This window comes from Streptomyces sp. NBC_01549 (assembly GCF_026339955.1).
Taxonomy (GTDB): domain Bacteria; phylum Actinomycetota; class Actinomycetes; order Streptomycetales; family Streptomycetaceae; genus Streptomyces.
In genome coordinates this window covers 6,952,087-6,968,248 of record NZ_JAPEPW010000001.1, presented here as the reverse complement: position 1 = coordinate 6,968,248, position 16,162 = coordinate 6,952,087, and the positions used below count along the sequence as shown (strand labels likewise).

The window sequence follows — 16,162 nt, the reverse complement described above, 5'->3', positions numbered from 1 at the left end:
AGCACGTCGGCTCACATGCTGCGGATCCGCAGATAGCGTCTGAGGTCGGGCAGGATCTGCACGAGGACGGCGGTGACAACGGCGGCCAGCGCGCCGCCGACGAGGGTCTTGATCATGGCTTCTCTCCTCACTTCGCGGCTTCGCCGACCGTGGCCCGCGGCGCGGACTCTCCCGGTTCGTCGGCCCGCAGCAACTCTTCGATCAGCCGGACGGCCTCCGGTACGGCGGCCGACACCGGCGGGCTGAGCCCGATACCTTCCTCGACGGAGGCGGGTTCGCATCCCACGACCAGCGTGCGGCGCGGCGGCTGCCCGCCGGTTGTGGCGCAGAGGGTCTCCAGCAGCGCGAGCACGGTGTCGGGGGTCATCCGGTGTCCGTCGAGGGGTACGTCGTGCGGCTCGCCCGCGTCGGCGCTGTCGTGTTCGATGACGTACAGGGTCCCGGGTCGCTCGCCGTGCGCGGTGGCGTCCACGAGGATCAGGGTGTCGTAGCCGTCGAGGACCTGGTAGGCCAGGTGCACGCCCCGTACGCCGATGTCCACGGCCTCGACGTGCGGAGGCAGTTGCCGCCCGGTGAGGGCGCGCACGGTTTCGACGCCGAAGCCGTCGTCCCCGAGGAAGATGTTCCCGATCCCGGCGACGAGGACCTTGCCGCGCTCCTGGCGGGGTGAGTCCGCGGGCAGGCTCATGCCTCGTCCTCCAGCGGTTCGACCTCGTCGGGCTGGAAGTAGAGGAAGCGGCCCTGTTCGCGGCGGATGTCGGCGCCCGGATCGTCCTCGACCGTCACCGCCAGGTGCACTCCGCCGTCCACGTCGTGCAGCACGGCCTCGACCTTCGCCGTACGGCCCGCAAGGAACAGGTCCTGTGCGTCGGCGCGGCGCAGCCCCGGTCGCAGCAGCACCCGGCTTCCCGCGCCCAGCGAGCGGCCGTCGACGTCGATCCGGTCCCGCGCCGGGTCGAAACCGGCGTCGCTCGCCGGGTCCCACCACGGGGTGTCGGGACGCCGCACGCCGAACTCGTCGGGGAAGCCGTCCGCGGCCGGAGCGGACGCCGCTGCGGTCTTCTCGCCCGCTCCCGTCACCTCGCGCAGACTGCGCACCGCCCCGTGCAGGCGCTCGAGCACCTCGGGCGGCATGGTGTCGGCCAGGTCGATCACGGCGGCCGCCCGGTCGTCGGTGCCCCGGGCCTCGCGTTTCTCCTCGTCGGTGAGCGCGGCGGTGCGCAGGGCGAGGATCTCGTCGATCTCGGTGGCGTCGTACAGGGCCCCGGGGCTCTCCGGCGCGATGGCCGGGTGGTCCTCCAGGATGATCGGCGAGGACAGCACCACGTCCCCGCGCCCCGGTTCGCCGGCGAGTACGGGCCAGGTGTGCAGATTGCGGCAGGACGCGACCGCGCGCTTCGCCCACTCGGGGGGATCCGTCATCGACAGGAACGATCCCGCGCTCAGCCCCATGAGGAGGTGGGCGGCGACCAGGGAGCGCGGGAGCGCCGCGTCCCGGTCGGCCGCCGTGCCGTCCGGGGGTGTCCAGGTGCTGGTGTTCTCGACGATGGTGGTCAGCCGCAGTACGCGGTAGGGGCCGTCGAGTTCGCTCGCGGACAACCGGAGTACGCCGCTCGTCTCCTCGTAGCGGCGGACCATCCGGCCGACGACGCGGCCGGTCTCGTCGAGGACGGGCTCGGTGTCCTCACCTGCCGGTCGGTCGAAGGGGACCCTGACGCCGTCGCCCAAGAGTTCGCCGACCGGCACGACCGCCTCGACGCGTTCTTCCGTTCCCTCGTCCCAGGGGACCAGGGTCCGGTCCCCGAGCCGTAGTTCGGGGACCGTGTCGAAGCCGCCGTCCGGACGCGCCTGCTGGACCGTGCGGCGCCGGGCGCGCAGGAAGCGCAGCTCGACCGCGAGGCTGGCGTCCGCCTTGGGTTCCATCAGGCATTCGGTGTGCTGGAAGTCGTACTCCTCGCAGTCGGCGCCCCAGGCGGGCGGGACGAGTACGCCGAACTGCCAGCGCAGCCGGTTCTTGGCCGCCGAGGCACGGTACGGGTAGAGCACATAGCCCTCGAAGAGGACGGCGTCGGCCACCTGCCGGGCGAGGGCGAGGCGGGCCTCGGTCTCCGGGGCGAACGTGGTCACGCTCACGGAGCGGTCCTTCCGGTGGTGCTGGTGATGCCGGTGAGACTGAATCTTCGGGGTGGTGCGGGGGCCGCCCCGCCGTTCTCGTCGAGCAGGGCCCGCACGGTCGCTTCCCAGGAGGGCAGGGCCCGTCGGGAGCGGAAGGCGAGCAGGGCGTCCATGGTGTCGCGGGGCAGCCGGATCCAGCCGCAGCCGGGGAAGTGCTGTTCGACCATCTCCCGCCAGGTGGCCACCGGCATCCGGAAGACCGCCTCCCGGTCCCATGGGACGGGTTCGACGCGGAAGCCGCCCGCTCCGGTGAACGCCGTGCCGGAGAACAGCATCAGCAGTGGCACCTCGCCGCCGGTCAGCGCGGCGAAGTAGCGGGTCGCGGCGATGTCCATGTCGTACGTGCACGGTACGACGAGGTCCGTCTCGGTCTCTCCGGTGAAGGCGGGGACCATGACGGAGACCTGGGCGAACTGCACCGGCTGGAGGGTGCTGCCCCAGCGCGAGCGCTCACCGAAGAGGTCGGCGAGCCCGTCGGCCTCCGCGGTCTCGTAGCCGCGCTTGGCGGGCTCGATGCGGATCTGGCAGCGCAGGGCCATGGCGTGGACCGGTTGATCGCCGGTCGCGGTGATGCGCAGTTGGAAGACCAGGGTCGGTCCGGCGGCGAACCGGTCGGCGCGCACACCGGTGCAGGTGAAGGCGAACTCCGTCACGCCGGGCCCTCCTCGCGGACGGGGCGGGCGCGTCGGCCGAGGTGCTCGAAGAAGGCGTCGAGGGCGGCGCGGGCCTCGGCGCCGCCGTCGAAGCCCTGCCACAACAGGCGCATCCGGCCCACGAGTTCGTAGCAGATGTCGACGGGCACGAGATAGCACTCGCAGCGGCCCTCGTGACGGCGCAGCAGCAGCGCCTCCACATCGGGTTCGAGCAGTTCGGCGAGACGGCTGTCGCCGAGGACAGCGGTCCAGGTCGCCGGATCGAGTTCGCTCTCGGTGGCCCCGGCCGGGCTCGGGTAGAGGGCCACCAGCCGGTCGAGCGCGGCGTTGCGGAAGAAGAAGGCGACGCCGACCGGGATCTGCAGCGCCTCCCAGGCACCCTCGTCGAGGTGGTGGTCCGGGTCGGTGAGACAGCGGTCCGGGACCGCGCGGAAGCGGCCGAGGGCGGCGCCCGGCTGTTCCATCAGCAGGGCGCAGGGCGTACAGGCGCAGACGATGGCCCGGTGCTCGGTGTCCACCAGGTGGCGGTGGCGTGCCTCGTCCACCGCCACCGCGCACAGCCCGCAGCGCTCCGACCGCGGTTCACGGCCGGTCAGGAACCTGCGCAGCCCGGAGCCGCGCGTGGCCGGGCGGGGGGCCGGGGGCGCGCTCACGGGGTCTTCGCCGGGGCCGGGCGGGCGGTGGTGCCGGCGCGGGTCCCGGGGCCGGTGCCGATCTGGAGCAGCGTGGGTTCCCTCGACCGGTCGGCGTCCTGTACCTCGACCGCCGTGACCTCCGGCGCGAAGCAGGCGAGCGCGCCCTCGGCCGCCTGCTGGGCCGTCGTACCGCTCGCCGCGCAGCCGCATCCGCCTCCTCCGGCCGCCCGCAGCCGGAGGGTGCCCGTGTCCTCGTCGAAGTCCACGACGTCCAGTTCGTGGTCGCGGACGCTGTCGAGCGCGCGGGTGATGCGGGTCGACCGGTCCTCCGGGTGCAGGTCGTGCAGGACGAGGAGACTCGCGACCAGTTCGTCGCCGAGCAGCCCCGCCAGGGGGTCACCGGGGGAACTGCCGCCCACGGGCGCGGACAGCAGCTGGAGCATCCGGGCCAGGCCCGCCCCGTAGAAGTCCATGAGGGCCTGGACGAGTTCCTCGGCCGCCGCGCGGGTGGCCGGGTCACCGGTGGTGGCGAGCCGGTCGAGTACGTCCTCGATCCGCTGCCCGGTGCGCACCGCGTCGACCGCCGGTGCCGCCTTGGTCGTGTCGATGGTCGTGCCCGCGCTCATCCGCCCAGTCCGCTCAGGCCGGTGGGCATGTGCATCTTCTGGACGGTCTTGCCGCCACCGACGTACATGTGCACGCCGCACGGCAGACAGGGGTCGAAGCTGCGGACGGCGCGCATGATGTCGATGCCCTTGAAGTTCTCCGGGGAGTTCTCCTCGAAGATCGGCGTGTTCTGCACGGCGTCCTCGTACGGGCCGGGCGTGCCGTAGGTGTCCCGGGTGCTGGCGTTCCACGGGGTCGGCGGGTACGGGTGGTAGTTGGCGATCTTGCCGTCGCGGATCACCATGTGATGGGAGAGCACACCGCGGACCGCCTCGGTGAAGCCGACGCCGATGCTCTCGTCGGGCACCTCGAACTTCTCCCAGGTCTGGGTGCGTCCGGCGCGGACCTCCTCCAGCGCCTTCTCCGCGAAGTGCAGGGCGACGGCGGCGGTGTAGGCCTGGAAGTAGGTGCGCGCGCGGTTGCGTTCCAGCGCGTTGCTCCAGCGCGGGATCTGCCATTCGAAGGTGGTCTCGGGCTTGGTCATGGTGCGCGGCAGGTTGATGACCACGCTGTGGCCGGTCGCCTTCACATAGCCCGTGTCGACGAGGCCCGACAGGGCGGTGGACCACAGGCGGGCGATGGGGCCGCCGCCGGTGTCGAGGGCGAGGTGCTCCTTGCCGTCGAACCAGCGGGGCGACATGACCCAGCTGTACTTGTCGTCGAAGTTCCGCTTCTGCGGGGCGGGGATGGTGTGCTGGTTCCACGGGTGGCGCGGGTCGACCGGGTTGCCGAGCGGGTCGTGGGTGACGAACTGCTCCTGGCCCTCCCAGTCCTCGTAGTACGAACTGCCCAGCAGGATGCGGATGCCGAGGTTGATCTTGGTGAGGTCGTTGGTGACGAGCTTGCCGTCGACGATCACGCCGGGGGTGACGAACATCCGCCGGCCCCAGTCCGTCATGTTGGCGTAGGTGAAGTCGCAGTACTCGGGGTCGTTGAGCGCGCCCCAGCAACCGAGCAGCACCCGCCGGCGCCCCACTTCCTCGTACCCGGGCAGGGCCTCGTAGAAGAAGTCGAACAGGTCGTCGTGGAGGGGGACGACGCGCTTCATGAACTCGACGTAGCGCATCAGCCGGCTGAGGTAGTCCGTGAAGAGCTGGACGGAGGCGATGGTGCCGACGCCGCCCGGGTAGAGCGTGGAGGGGTGCACATGGCGGCCCTCCATGAGGCAGAACATCTCCCGGGTGTAGCGGCTCACCTGGAGCGCCTCACGGTAGAACTCGCCCTCGAGGGGGTTCAGGGACCGCATGATGTCGGCGATGGTGCGGTATCCGTGCTCGGCGGCGTGCGGCGCCTCGGTGCGCTCGGCGAGTTCGAGGACGCCCGGGTTGGTCTCCTTGACCATCTTCTCGCAGTAGTCGACCCCGACCAGGTTCTCCTGGAAGATGTTGTGGTCGAACATGTACTCCGCGGACTCGCCGAGGTTGATGATCCACTCGGCGAGGTTCGGGGGCTTCACGCCGTACGCCATGTTCTGCGTGTACACCGAACAGGTCGCGTGGTTGTCCCCGCAGATCCCGCAGATGCGGCTGGTGATGAAGTGCGCGTCGCGGGGGTCCTTGCCGCGCATGAAGACGCTGTAGCCGCGGAAGACGGACGAGGTGCTGTAGCACTCCGCGACCCGCTTCTGCTTGAAGTCGATCTTCGTGTGGATGCCCAGGCTGCCCACGATCCTCGTGATCGGGTCCCAGGCCATCTCCATCAGGCCGCTACCGTCTCCGGCCGCCTTCGTCTTCGGTGCCATCGTGTGTGTCGTGCCCTTCTTCGCGCGGGTGGTCCGGGAGGGTGTGGACGGGCTGGTGGAGCTCTGTCTCAGGTGGGGCGGGGGTTCACCACGGCGGCCGGTATCCGGTGGTGATCTTGTCTCCCGTGTGGCGCCACTTCGGCTCCTTGTCCACGGTGTTGGTCGTGAGCGACCTGAGTCTTCGGATCACCGCCCCGTAGGCGCCGCTGGCCGTGACGGACAACTTCGCGCCCGGGGGTTCGTCCATGAACGGCATGAACTTGTCGGGGAACCCGGGCATGGTGCAGGCGATGCAGATGCCGCCGACGTTCGGGCAGCCGCCGATGCCGTTCATCCAGCCCCGCTTGGGCACGTTGCACTTGACGACCGGACCCCAACAGCCCAGCTTCACGAGGCACTTGGGCGAGTCGTAGGTGGTCGCGAACTCGCCCTGCTCGTAGTAGCCCGCGCGGTCGCAGCCCTCGTGCACGGTGGCGCCGAACAGCCACGACGGGCGCAGCTTGTCGTCGAGGGGGATCATCGGGGCGGAGCCGGCCGCCTGGTAGAGCAGATACGTCAGTGTCTCGGCGAAGTTGTCGGGCTGGATGGGGCAGCCGGGGACACACACGATGGGGATGCCGGCGTGCGACTTCCAGTCCCAGCCGAGATAGTCGGGCACGCCCATCGCGCCGGTCGGGTTGCCCGCCATGGCGTGGATGCCGCCGTACGTGGCACAGGTGCCGATGGCGACGACGGCGAGCGCCTTGGGCGCGAGCCGGTCGATCCACTCGCTGGTCGTCATCGGCTGGCCGGTCTCGGGGTTGTCGCCGAAGCCGCACCAGTAGCCCTCGGGCTTGATCGACTCGTTGGGGACGGATCCCTCGACGACCAGCACGAACGGATCGATCTCGCCCCGCTCCCCCTTGAAGAACCACTCGATGAACGTGTCCGCGCCGCCGACCGGACCGCATTCGAAGTCGATGAGAGGCCAGTGGACGGCGATCTTGGGCAGACCCGGCAGATCGCTGAGCGCGATCTGTTCGATGCTCGGCTGCATGGCCGCCGTCAGCGCGACGGAGTCTCCGTCGCAGCTCAGCCCGGCGTTGATCCAGAGGATGTGGATCGTGGGCGTCTCGTCGGCGGGCGCACCACCGGCGTTCGTCGCGCCGGCCGTACTGGGTGTCGCCGCTGTCATGGGACCGCCTCCTCGGGGAGGTGAGGGACAAAAGCCTGTATTTCGACCATCAGCTCTCTTGGTACCAGCCATCCGGCCGGGGCGAGAGGTCATCCAGGGCCGATCCAGTGACGCGCGCCCGGGCGGACCGGTCCGCCGCCGCCCCCTGCCCTGGTGGTCGTGGTCGTCGCGAGGTCGAGGTGCGGCGGGGTGCGAGCCGGCCGTTCTTTGTGGACGAACGCGCGGCGCAGTGCGTGGTAGGGGGCGTCCGGGTCGTCGAAGGTGCGGCGCATCCTGGCCAGCTCCCGCTCCCGGAAGGCGGCCAGGGGCTCGCCGCACTCCTGGCGTTCCAGTTCCGCCTTCTTCGCGGCGATCCGGGACGGTGATCCCGGCAGTGCCGCGAGCCGGGCAGCGAGGCGGCCGACCTCCGCGGCGAAGTCCCCGGGACCGCAGTCGACCACCCGGTCGACGAGCCCGAGGTCGCGGGCGCCGACCGCGCTCATCGGCAGGGCCTCACCCAGGAGCCGGTCGGCCGTCGCCGCGCCCACGCGCCGTGGCAGCGTGTAGGTCCAGTACTCCGAGCCGTACAGGCCCATGAGCCGGTAGTGCGGGTTGAGTACGGCGCCCGTGCGGCACCAGACCTCGTCGGCGGCGAGGGCGAGCATCATGCCGCCCGCCGCGGCGTTGCCCGCGACGGCGCAGACCACGAGCCGGTCCGTGGTGGTCAGGACGGCCTCGACGAGGTCGTCCATGGCGTTGATGTTGGCCCAGGACTCGGCGGCGGGGTCCTCGGCCGCCTCGATGACGTTGAGGTGGATTCCGTTGGAGAAGAAGTCCCGCTGCCCGCCGAGCACCAGCACCGAGGTGGGCCGCGCGCACGCCTGTCGGTAGGCGTCGAGAAGGCGTCGGCACTGCGTGGTGCTCATCGCTCCGCCGGGGAACGAGAATGAGAGGATTCCGACGTTCCCGTCCTCCCGGTACCCGATGTCCGTCCAGGTGCGCCGGCGCGGGTCCGCGCAATCCGGCGCGGCGAGTTCCGGCAGCGACGGCAGCCGGTCGCCGAGAGCCTGTGCGGCGGGCAGTTTGTACGTGGGCGGCCGTCCCGGAGCACGCCTGCGCCGCAGTTCGGGGATCCAGACGGCGCCGTCCGTCGTGGCCCGGCAGATCGCGCCGGCCCGGGTGGCCAGCAACTCCCCCGGAGTGCCGCGCAGGCCGCCCTCGGGGTGGCCGCCGTGCAGGTACCACTCGGCGCCGCACAACACGTCCAGCACACCGGGCTGCGAGTCCGCCGCGCGCAGCTTGCGCAGGACGGTCTCCGTGGAGTCGGCGTCCCAGTCGATCCGCCGGACGCTCTGGCCGAGGTACGGGCGGATGCGCACCGGGGTGTACTCCGCGTGGGCAGGGCCCTGCGGGCGCGGGGTGTGGGTCCCGGAGGCGAAGCGCTCCACGGCGAGCAGGACGGCCGTGAGCGCGGCGTCGGCGATCTCACCCCGGTACAGCTCGCTCTTGCCCACCGGCGGGACCGCGCAGTCGACGGACGCCCAGACGTCCCCCGCGTCCATCTCCTCGTCGGCCTGAAGGACCGTCACCCCCCACCGGTCGGCGCCCCGCTGGATCGCCCAGTCCAGCGAGGACGGCCCCCGGTCCCCGAAGGGCCCCGGGTGGACGATGAAGCACGGGTACGCGGCCCACACCTCGCGGGGGATCGCCGTCTTCAGCATCGGCGCGAGCACGAGGTCCGGGGTGTGCCGCCGGACGGCCTCGGCCAACGGGCGCTCGGGCAGCGCGAGTTCCACCGCGACCGTGTGCCCGTGGTCGCGCAGTTCGGCGTGGACGCGCTGGGTGAGGCTGTTGAAGGCGCTGGCCACGAGCAGGATGTGCACGGCGAGCTCCGGCGGCGGACGGTGCGGGCGGCGACGCCCCGGTCGACTGCGATGCTCGGACACGCCGAACCGCCCCGCCCCGACGACAGGCTGAGGGGTCACCCGAAAGCGGACGGCAACCCGCCACCCGGCGGCCCCGCGGCCCGGGCCGTACGGCGGGCTTCAGGTGCGGTACGTCGCCTCGTCGAAGTCGGCGTGCAGGCCGCCCCCGGTCAGGTCCCAGGCCCACAGTCCGACGAACGCGCCGGTGAACCCGAGGGCGCGGATCTGGTCGCCCTCCATCTCCTCGACGTGTTCGTCGGACAGCACGGTCGCGTCGAGCGGCGGGCCGAGGGGACGCCAGCCGGCGCCCGTGTCGTAGCGGAAGCGCAGGGCGGATCCGTCGAGGTCGAGACCGAGGCGCAGCCGCGTGGTGGCGCCGAGAGGTTCCCCGCCCGCTTCGTCGACGGTGAGCGCGCCCCGGTCGCGGGCCGCCACGCGCAGCACCGCGCGCGCCTCGTCGTCCGCGGTGACGTGCAGGAAGTACCAGGTGCGGGTGTTGTAGTACGCGGTGATCCCGGCCAGTTGCTGGAAGGTCCGCGGCCGGTACTCCATCGTGGCCTCGAACGCGCAGCGCGCGGCGGTCACCCGGCGCGCCACCAGGCTGGGGCCGATCAGGCTCTGCGGGGAGCGACCGCCGCGCAGCCGCAGATGGGAGGCGCGGTCGGTCAGGGACAGCCAGTCGGGGGCCGGGGGTCGGCGCAGCGTGGACCACTGGGGTCCCAGCACCGGCCGGTCGAAGCCGTCGGAGTCCGCCGGGTCTTCCGGGTCGCCATGGTCGTCCGGGCGTGAGGGGGCACCGTCGACGAGTGTGTCGGGGGCCGGTACCTCCAGGGCGGGCAGGCCCGTGAGGGTGCGCGGCCATCCGTCCGGGGTCCAGGTGACGGGTGCCAGCGCGGTCTCGCGGCCCATGACGCACGGTCCGTGCCGGCCGTGCGGCCGGGCGACCAGATAGGCGAGATACGACAGGCCGCCCGGGGTTTCCACCAGGCTGCCGTGCCCGGCCTTCTGGAGGGGCAGATCCGGGTCGTGGCGGGCGGTGATCAACGGGCCCGCGGGGTCGCGTTCGTAGGGGCCGGTCAAGGCACGCGAGCGGGCGACGGTTACCTGGTGGTCGTAGCCCGTGCCGCCGTCCGCGGTCAGCAGGTAGTACCAGGGGCCGCGGCGGTAGAGGTTGGGGCCCTCGATCCAGTCGGCCCCGGGCGGCAGCACGACGGGCTCGGGCTCGCCGACCAGGCGGCGCGTGGCGCGATCGTACCGGGTCGCCTCCAGGCCGGCCGAGCCACCGTGGCCCGGACGCCAGTCGTGGACCAGGTTCAGCAGCCGGCTGTCGGTGCCGTCGTGGAAGAGGGAGGCGTCGAAACCGCGCGCGTGCAACGGCACCGGGTCGGACCAGGGCCCGTCGATCGACTCCGCGGTGACCAGGTGGTTGGGGCTGTCGCTGAAGCCGCCCGCGTATGTCGACACATTGCTGTAGACCAGGTGGAACAAGCCGTCCGCGTAGCTCAGGTTCGGCGCCCACACGCCGCCGGAGTCCGGGCAGCCGGTCAGGTCCAGCAATCGGGTGCCGTCCAGGGCACCGCCCAGGGGCCGCCAGTGCACGAGGTCCCTGGAATGGTGCAGCCGTACGCCCGGACACCACTCGAACGTCGAGGTCGCCAGGTAGAAATCGGTCCCCACACGGAGGATGGACGGGTCCGGATGCGAGCCGGCCAGGACCGGGTTCCGGACAACCTGCGCGGTCCGCTGCCGCATACGTCTCCTTCGAGGGGCGATGATCTAGAGCGGGTGATCGAAGAGGACCGTAGTGTCGAACACGTACGCAGGCAACGGTGGTTCGGCCGCCGGGAACCCGTAACCGAAGGGATCGGAATCGATGAACGACGTCACGACCGAGAACCAGGTCCGCTCACTGAAGGAGGCCGTCGGGCGGTACGGCATCTGGAGCGTGGGTCTGCGATCAGAGGATCCGCAGCGAGCGGGCGAGCGCGCCGAGGCGGCCGTCGAGCTGGAACAACTCGGCTTCGGAGCGGTCTGGTTGGGTGGCAGCAGCACCGCGGAGAACGCGGCGCCGCTCATCGCGGCGACCGAGCGGCTCATCGTGGGGACCAGCATCCAGAGCATCTGGACGCAGGACGCCTCCGCGAGCGCGGTGAGCTTCGCCGATCTGGAGACGGCCCACCTGGGGCGCTTCGTGCTCGGCCTCGGGGTGAGCCACGCCAAGCTCGCGGACCAGTACCGCCGCCCCTACGCGAGCATGGTCGCCCATCTGGACGCGCTGGACGCGGTGGGAGTGCCCGCCGGGCGCCGGATGCTCGCCGCCCTCGGCCCGAAGATGCTGAAGCTGTCGCGTGACCGCGCCGCCGGGGCGCTCCCGTACCTGGTAACGCCGGAGCACACCGCGCAGGCCCGCGAGATCCTGGGTGAAGTCCCGCTGCTGGCACCGGAGTTCAAGGTCGTCCTGGAGACGGACCCGGACCGCGCCCGCGCTCTGGCCCGGGGCGTCCTCGCCCTCTATCTGTCGCTGCCGAACTACACCGACAGTTTTCTGCGGCTGGGCTTCGCCGAGTCCGACTTCTCGGACGGTGGCAGCGACCGTCTCGTGGACGCGCTTTTCGCCTGGGGCGACGAGGACCGTATCCGCGCACGTCTCGACGCCTTCCACGCGGCGGGCGCGGACCATGTGGCAATCCAGGTGGTGACCGGGCAGTCCCCCGATTCCCTTCCGCGCGAGGAGTGGCGGCGGCTGGCGGGCATGCTGCTCTGACTCTCCCCCGCGCTTCCAGGTCCTTGCCGGCGCCCTCCGGGGTGGCTCACGTGGTATAACGCGCTACACCATCGATCCGGGGGGCCGGTCCCTCGTGGCGGCGGGCGGGCGACGGGATCGTTGACGGCAGAGATCGCAACGGACCCGCGCGTCCCCTTCCAAAGGAAAATCCCGTGAAGTCGCTGCTCGCCGCCGTGAAGTCGTTCGTCGCCAACCTGCTGCTCTGGTCGTTCTTCGTGGGCGGCCTCGCCGCGAGCTCCGCCTCCGGCGCCGTGCTCGACGGCACGCGGAAGGACGTGGCCACGTACGCCGGTGTCGCCGTGTCACTCGTGGCGGGCTCGCGCATCGCGAAGAAGCCGAGGATCAAGGCGTTCCTGTCGACGCCGCCGGTGCTGTGGTTCCTGTTCCTGTTCAACGGCGCCGTGGCCGCGGTCTGCTACTTCACCATGGACGGCGCGAAGGGGATCATGGCCGCCGTCGGCATGGGCCTGGTCTCGCTGGGTGCGGCCGGCGGCCTCATCGCCGGCCGCCGCAAGAAGCCCGCCCAGGCGGTCGACCAGCCCTGGTACTGACCGGTCGCCCCGCCCCGCCTCCGCCGCCCTTCCCCAGGCACGCCCGATTTCCGTCAAAGGGCCCTTCCCATGGCCGCTGCCCCCCGACGTGGACGCCGCATCGCCAAGATCGACGCCAAGACGGACGACGAGCTGAAGAACGTCTGCACGTCGTGATGCCGGAGTCGGCGCAGCCCCCGCAGGACGTCCTACCCCCAACGGACAGGTTTGGACGGGGCTTGCCAGGTCAGGCGTAGTGCTGGAGCGCACTGTCGAACCAGTGGCCGAGGACCACGCCTTGCCCAGGGCCCGCCGCACCCGCTTGCGGTGGGCTCATGTCTTTTCAGGCAAAGGAGAGAGGAATGTGCGCGGACTACCGGACCAACTCCACCGACCCGACGACCGCCCCGGGGCGACCGTGCTCACCCGGACCGCACAGTCCGGCCGAGGTGCGCGAAGCGGTCAGGCACGCGCTCGAAGGCGCGCGGCGATCCGGCGGGCGCGAGGGCGAGGGCGCGGGCGATGACATCGCCGTCGGCGACGTCCTGCTCGTCGCCTCGGAACTCACCACCAACGCGATGCTGCACGGCGGCGGTGTCACCGAGTTCGAGGTGATGCTGGTCGACCGGGAAGTACGCCTGTCGGTGAGCGACCACAGCCGGGAACTGCCCGCACCGGCAGAGCACGCCGACGACCTCGGACCCATGAGGATCGGAGGCCACGGCTGGCCGATCATCTGCCGACTCGCCCGCGACATCACCATCGCGGAGCTCCACGCCGGCGGCAAACGCATCACGGCCGTCGTACCGCTCTCACCGCGCTGAGTCCCCTAACGGGGTTCCCACCTTTCGTACCAGCGGCGGGACGAGCGGCCGGAGACGCCTTGGTCGACGGGAAGCCGTCCGCGCGACGGGCCCCGGCAGGCTGATCGAGCTCACGCCGTGAGCGCCTGCCGGGGCGTGCCGGTCGCCGAGGGTGCGCCTCGCACGACGGGGCGCACCGGATACGTGGTCTTCGCCGGGTCCATCACCGGGTCGCCCAGCTCGATCCGGCCCGCCGCATGCAGCACGTCGCACTCGTCCGTGGGCAGGGCCACGTAACAACCTCCCCGTCCCGTCTCGGAACTGAGGGGCTGCCAATAGCCGTACCGGCGCCGCCCGTTGGCATGCACGGTGAGGCAGACGGGAACGCGCTGCACGGTGATCAGACGCAGGACCTCGGCACCACCGGGGCCGAGTGCCGCGGGCGAGCGCGGGAGGGATTGGAGCATCGTCAGCGGCCTCCGTTCAGGGCTCGCGGCACGGCGCGGCGTCGGAGAGCGGGCGTCATGTACGGGCGGCCTTTCGACGGACGGGTTCGATCGCGTACCACCGGGAGCGGTGACGTTCTCGCTGCTCGGCATTGTCGCGGAGGGCACTGACAATGCGGTCGGGCTGTTCCGGGACGCTCCCCGATCCCGTCCGGGTTCCCGATCCCGTTCACCGCTGGTGCGGCGGTGTCCGTGCGCGGGCGGCAGCAGCGGCGAGAAGGGCGAGACATCCCTCACCAGGGGAGGAAGGCGTGCACATCCTTGCCGTCGGGCCGCACCACGACACTCACCTGATGGCAGAGCGCGTGGAGCAGATGCCAGCCGATTCCGCCCGCGCCGTGGGCCGGGTCGACGCGGCGAGCCGTGGGCGGCGTGGTGCTGCTGTCGCGCAGCGTGACATGCACACCGTCGAAGGTGCGGCGGATCCGGAGCTCGAAAGGTCCCGGAGCGTACTGGACCGTGTTGGCGGCCAGCTCCGTCACCACCAGCAGAACGTCGTCCCAGTGCTCGGCCGACCCGGGCGGCGACGTCCGCGCGAGTTCGCGCAGATAGTCGTCCGCCACGAGACGAGCGTCGGTCACGTTGCGCAGCTGACCGGGAAAAGCGCTGGTGAGGCCCTCGGGCTCGGCGCCCGACACCTTCTCGTCCCCATTGGGGTCGCTTTCCATCGCGCCTCCCCGGTCTCGTCGGCGGGATGACTTCCTCTTCGTGACCGCGTGCCTACGCGCCGGAGTCCCGGGACCTGCGGGCGACCGTGCGCCGCCTCAGCGCGCGTCGTTCGGTCTCACTCGTACCGCCCCAGACGCCGATGGTCTGTCCCGTGTCGAGCGCCCAGCGAAGGCATTCCTCACGGACGGGGCAGCGTCGGCAGACGGCCTTCGCCTCTTCGACCTGAGGCAGCGCGGGGCCGGTGCTACCGATGGGGAAGAACAGATCGGGATCGACGGTCCGGCAGGCCGCGGACTCTCGCCAGTCGTTCATGGGGGCCTCCTGAGAGCGCGATGGTGTCGCGCGATCTGTTGTTCGTGGGACTTCGGTCCTCCTTCGGGTCACCCTTGATCGCACCTGTGAAACAGCCGGTTTCGCGGAAACGGCACCGTTTGAGCGAGGACGACGCGGACAGCCGTGTACGGGTACGGCGCCCCCTGCCCGTCCGGCGCGGCGGGGACGCCCGAGTGGGAAGATGGGACCGCGGATGAGCGGCGGCGGCGCTTCGACGGACAAGCAGGTGGCACATGTCGCACGAGCCCGGCGAGGTCTGGGAGCAGTTCGCCGTCGCCCTGGCGGAAATGGCGCGGGATCTGCTGGCCCAGGACTCGGTCCAGGACACCTTGGACCGCGTTGTGCAGCATGCGGCGGTTCTCATCAACGGATGCGACGACGCCGGCATCCTCACCGTGCGGCGGGGTGAGGTGCATCCCCTGGCGGCCACGAGCGACGTGGTGCGCCGCGCGGACCGGATCCAGCAGGATCTGCGGGAAGGCCCGTGCTTCGACGCCGTGGCCGACCGTCAGCAGATCTACACCATCGAGGACCTGAACCAGCCGCATGAGCGCTGGTCCCGCTTCGCCCCCGAGCTGAGGAAGCTGGGCATGGGAAGCGTGATGGGCTTCCTCCTCTTCACCGAGGACGACGAGCTCGGCGCCCTCAACCTCTACTCCCGCCGGCCGCACACCTTCGACGAGGCCGCTCAGCGTGCCGGCTGGATCCTCGCCTCGCACGCCGCGGTGGCCTTCTCCGCGGCCCGTACGCATCAGCAGCTCGGCGACGCCCTGGAGACCCGTCACGAGATCGGCGAGGCCATGGGCATCCTCATGGAGCGCTACGAGCTGACCGAGGACTCCGCTTTCCAGTTGCTCAAGAAGGCGTCCCAGGACCACAACATCAAACTGCGCGAGATCGCCCGCCGCATCTGCGAGACCGGCGAAAGGCCCAGCTGACCGCCGCGGGCTCAGCGGGCGACGAGCCGGCCCGGGCCACCCGGCGGAGACCGTCGAAATGGTCTCCGACCTGCTGTGACTTCAGCCACCCTCTCTTGCCCTGGCAAAGAAGGCATACCTAAGTTTTGTTTCATGGACCCACATAACCCCCCGCCTCCCGACGACACCCCCGCGCTGGTCGACTTCTCCGTCGACCTCACCGCTCAAGAGGGGCAACGACAGGCCCAGGTCCTGGCCGCCCTCGGTTCCGACTGGGACCCGATCGAGGTCATGCGCGGCGAGGAGGCCGCGTACGACCTGCTGTACTCCGGTCTCGACGAGGAGCAGCAGCGCCTGTACGACGACCTGGTCGCGGCCGGGGTGCTCCCCCCGCGGGGCGACGGCCGTGCTGCCGCTTGACCCGCAGGCGGACCGCGGGCGCCGCGCCTGGGTGAGCTGTCCGAACTGCAACGACAGTCGCGGATGCGTACCGTGCGAGCAACGGCGTACCTGCTCCGACCACTGGCGCTATCTGCTCTCCAACACCGGCAGCCTGCTCCACCTTCAGTGCCCGTCCTGCACCCACGTGTGGGTCCACGAGAGCGGCTTCGGCGCCACCCGCTCCCTGTGGAGCCGCATCACCGGCGGCCGCCCGGATCCTCGCTGATCGC

General features: G+C 71.2%; 18 protein-coding genes. 6 read left to right on the top strand and 12 right to left on the bottom strand.

Annotation, left to right across the window (positions count from 1 at the left end):
- Positions 1–127: 127 nt before the first annotated feature.
- The 9 genes from OG819_RS31110 to OG819_RS31070 form a co-directional block, all read right to left on the bottom strand.
- Entirely contained in the window at positions 128–688 is a 561-nt protein-coding gene (locus tag OG819_RS31110; protein WP_266622139.1) for a hydrogenase maturation protease, read from the bottom strand.
- On the bottom strand, positions 685–2,133 hold the full coding sequence (locus OG819_RS31105) for a hypothetical protein (protein ID WP_266651890.1): 1,449 nt from the start codon (positions 2,131–2,133) through the stop codon (positions 685–687). Before OG819_RS31105 ends, OG819_RS31110 begins: the two co-directional genes overlap by 4 nt.
- Positions 2,130–2,828: a DUF6084 family protein gene (locus OG819_RS31100; RefSeq protein ID WP_266417916.1), complete on the bottom strand. Its 699-nt coding sequence runs from the start codon at positions 2,826–2,828 to the stop codon at positions 2,130–2,132. The genes OG819_RS31105 and OG819_RS31100 overlap by 4 nt, the downstream gene beginning before the upstream one ends.
- The gene (locus OG819_RS31095) at positions 2,825–3,481 is read right to left on the bottom strand and encodes a DUF5947 family protein (RefSeq protein ID WP_266622142.1); all 657 of its coding nucleotides are present in this window, start codon (positions 3,479–3,481) and stop codon (positions 2,825–2,827) included. The genes OG819_RS31100 and OG819_RS31095 overlap by 4 nt, the downstream gene beginning before the upstream one ends.
- The gene (locus tag OG819_RS31090) at positions 3,478–4,089 is read right to left on the bottom strand and encodes a hypothetical protein (RefSeq protein WP_266651888.1); all 612 of its coding nucleotides are present in this window, start codon (positions 4,087–4,089) and stop codon (positions 3,478–3,480) included. Before OG819_RS31090 ends, OG819_RS31095 begins: the two co-directional genes overlap by 4 nt.
- Positions 4,086–5,870, bottom strand: coding sequence for a nickel-dependent hydrogenase large subunit (locus OG819_RS31085; protein ID WP_266622145.1), 1,785 nt, complete (start codon positions 5,868–5,870; stop codon positions 4,086–4,088). The genes OG819_RS31090 and OG819_RS31085 overlap by 4 nt, the downstream gene beginning before the upstream one ends.
- A gap of 85 nt (positions 5,871–5,955) precedes the next feature.
- Positions 5,956–7,044 carry a hydrogenase expression protein HypE gene (locus OG819_RS31080; RefSeq protein WP_266417910.1) on the bottom strand — a complete coding sequence of 363 codons (1,089 nt, stop codon included), beginning with the start codon at positions 7,042–7,044 and terminating at the stop codon, positions 5,956–5,958.
- 89 nt (positions 7,045–7,133) lie between these two features.
- Positions 7,134–8,906, bottom strand: coding sequence for an enoyl-CoA hydratase-related protein (locus tag OG819_RS31075; RefSeq protein WP_266651886.1), 1,773 nt, complete (start codon positions 8,904–8,906; stop codon positions 7,134–7,136).
- Between the two features lie 162 nt (positions 8,907–9,068).
- Positions 9,069–10,700 (bottom strand): family 43 glycosylhydrolase, encoded by a 1,632-nt coding sequence (locus OG819_RS31070; protein ID WP_266622148.1) that lies wholly within the window; start codon positions 10,698–10,700, stop codon positions 9,069–9,071.
- Between the two features lie 121 nt (positions 10,701–10,821).
- Here OG819_RS31070 and OG819_RS31065 point away from each other — a divergent pair, with 121 nt between their 5' ends.
- From OG819_RS31065 to OG819_RS31055, 3 genes are all read left to right on the top strand, one after another.
- Positions 10,822–11,712, top strand: a complete 891-nt coding sequence (locus tag OG819_RS31065; protein WP_266579999.1) for an LLM class F420-dependent oxidoreductase — start codon at positions 10,822–10,824, stop codon at positions 11,710–11,712.
- A 173-nt stretch (positions 11,713–11,885) separates the two neighbouring features.
- Positions 11,886–12,284 (top strand): hypothetical protein, encoded by a 399-nt coding sequence (locus OG819_RS31060; protein ID WP_266417905.1) that lies wholly within the window; start codon positions 11,886–11,888, stop codon positions 12,282–12,284.
- A 341-nt stretch (positions 12,285–12,625) separates the two neighbouring features.
- Positions 12,626–13,087 carry an ATP-binding protein gene (locus OG819_RS31055; protein ID WP_266651884.1) on the top strand — a complete coding sequence of 154 codons (462 nt, stop codon included), beginning with the start codon at positions 12,626–12,628 and terminating at the stop codon, positions 13,085–13,087.
- Between the two features lie 110 nt (positions 13,088–13,197).
- Here the strand turns inward: OG819_RS31055 and OG819_RS31050 are convergent, their stop codons facing one another.
- The 3 genes from OG819_RS31050 to OG819_RS31040 form a co-directional block, all read right to left on the bottom strand.
- Positions 13,198–13,533, bottom strand: a complete 336-nt coding sequence (locus OG819_RS31050; protein ID WP_266651882.1) for a hypothetical protein — start codon at positions 13,531–13,533, stop codon at positions 13,198–13,200.
- A gap of 272 nt (positions 13,534–13,805) precedes the next feature.
- Positions 13,806–14,240 (bottom strand): ATP-binding protein, encoded by a 435-nt coding sequence (locus tag OG819_RS31045; protein WP_266417900.1) that lies wholly within the window; start codon positions 14,238–14,240, stop codon positions 13,806–13,808.
- A gap of 52 nt (positions 14,241–14,292) precedes the next feature.
- Positions 14,293–14,553 carry a WhiB family transcriptional regulator gene (locus OG819_RS31040; RefSeq protein ID WP_266417899.1) on the bottom strand — a complete coding sequence of 87 codons (261 nt, stop codon included), beginning with the start codon at positions 14,551–14,553 and terminating at the stop codon, positions 14,293–14,295.
- A 254-nt stretch (positions 14,554–14,807) separates the two neighbouring features.
- On the opposite strand from OG819_RS31040, the gene OG819_RS31035 reads away from it, so the two are divergent.
- From OG819_RS31035 to OG819_RS31025, 3 genes are all read left to right on the top strand, one after another.
- Positions 14,808–15,512, top strand: a complete 705-nt coding sequence (locus OG819_RS31035; protein WP_266651880.1) for a GAF and ANTAR domain-containing protein — start codon at positions 14,808–14,810, stop codon at positions 15,510–15,512.
- Positions 15,513–15,644: 132 nt separating this feature from the next.
- A complete protein-coding gene (locus OG819_RS31030; protein ID WP_266622155.1) occupies positions 15,645–15,911 on the top strand; it encodes a DUF6400 family protein in 267 nt (88 codons plus the stop codon).
- Entirely contained in the window at positions 15,898–16,158 is a 261-nt protein-coding gene (locus OG819_RS31025; RefSeq protein WP_266622157.1) for a hypothetical protein, read from the top strand. The genes OG819_RS31030 and OG819_RS31025 overlap by 14 nt, the downstream gene beginning before the upstream one ends.
- Positions 16,159–16,162 lie beyond the last annotated feature (4 nt).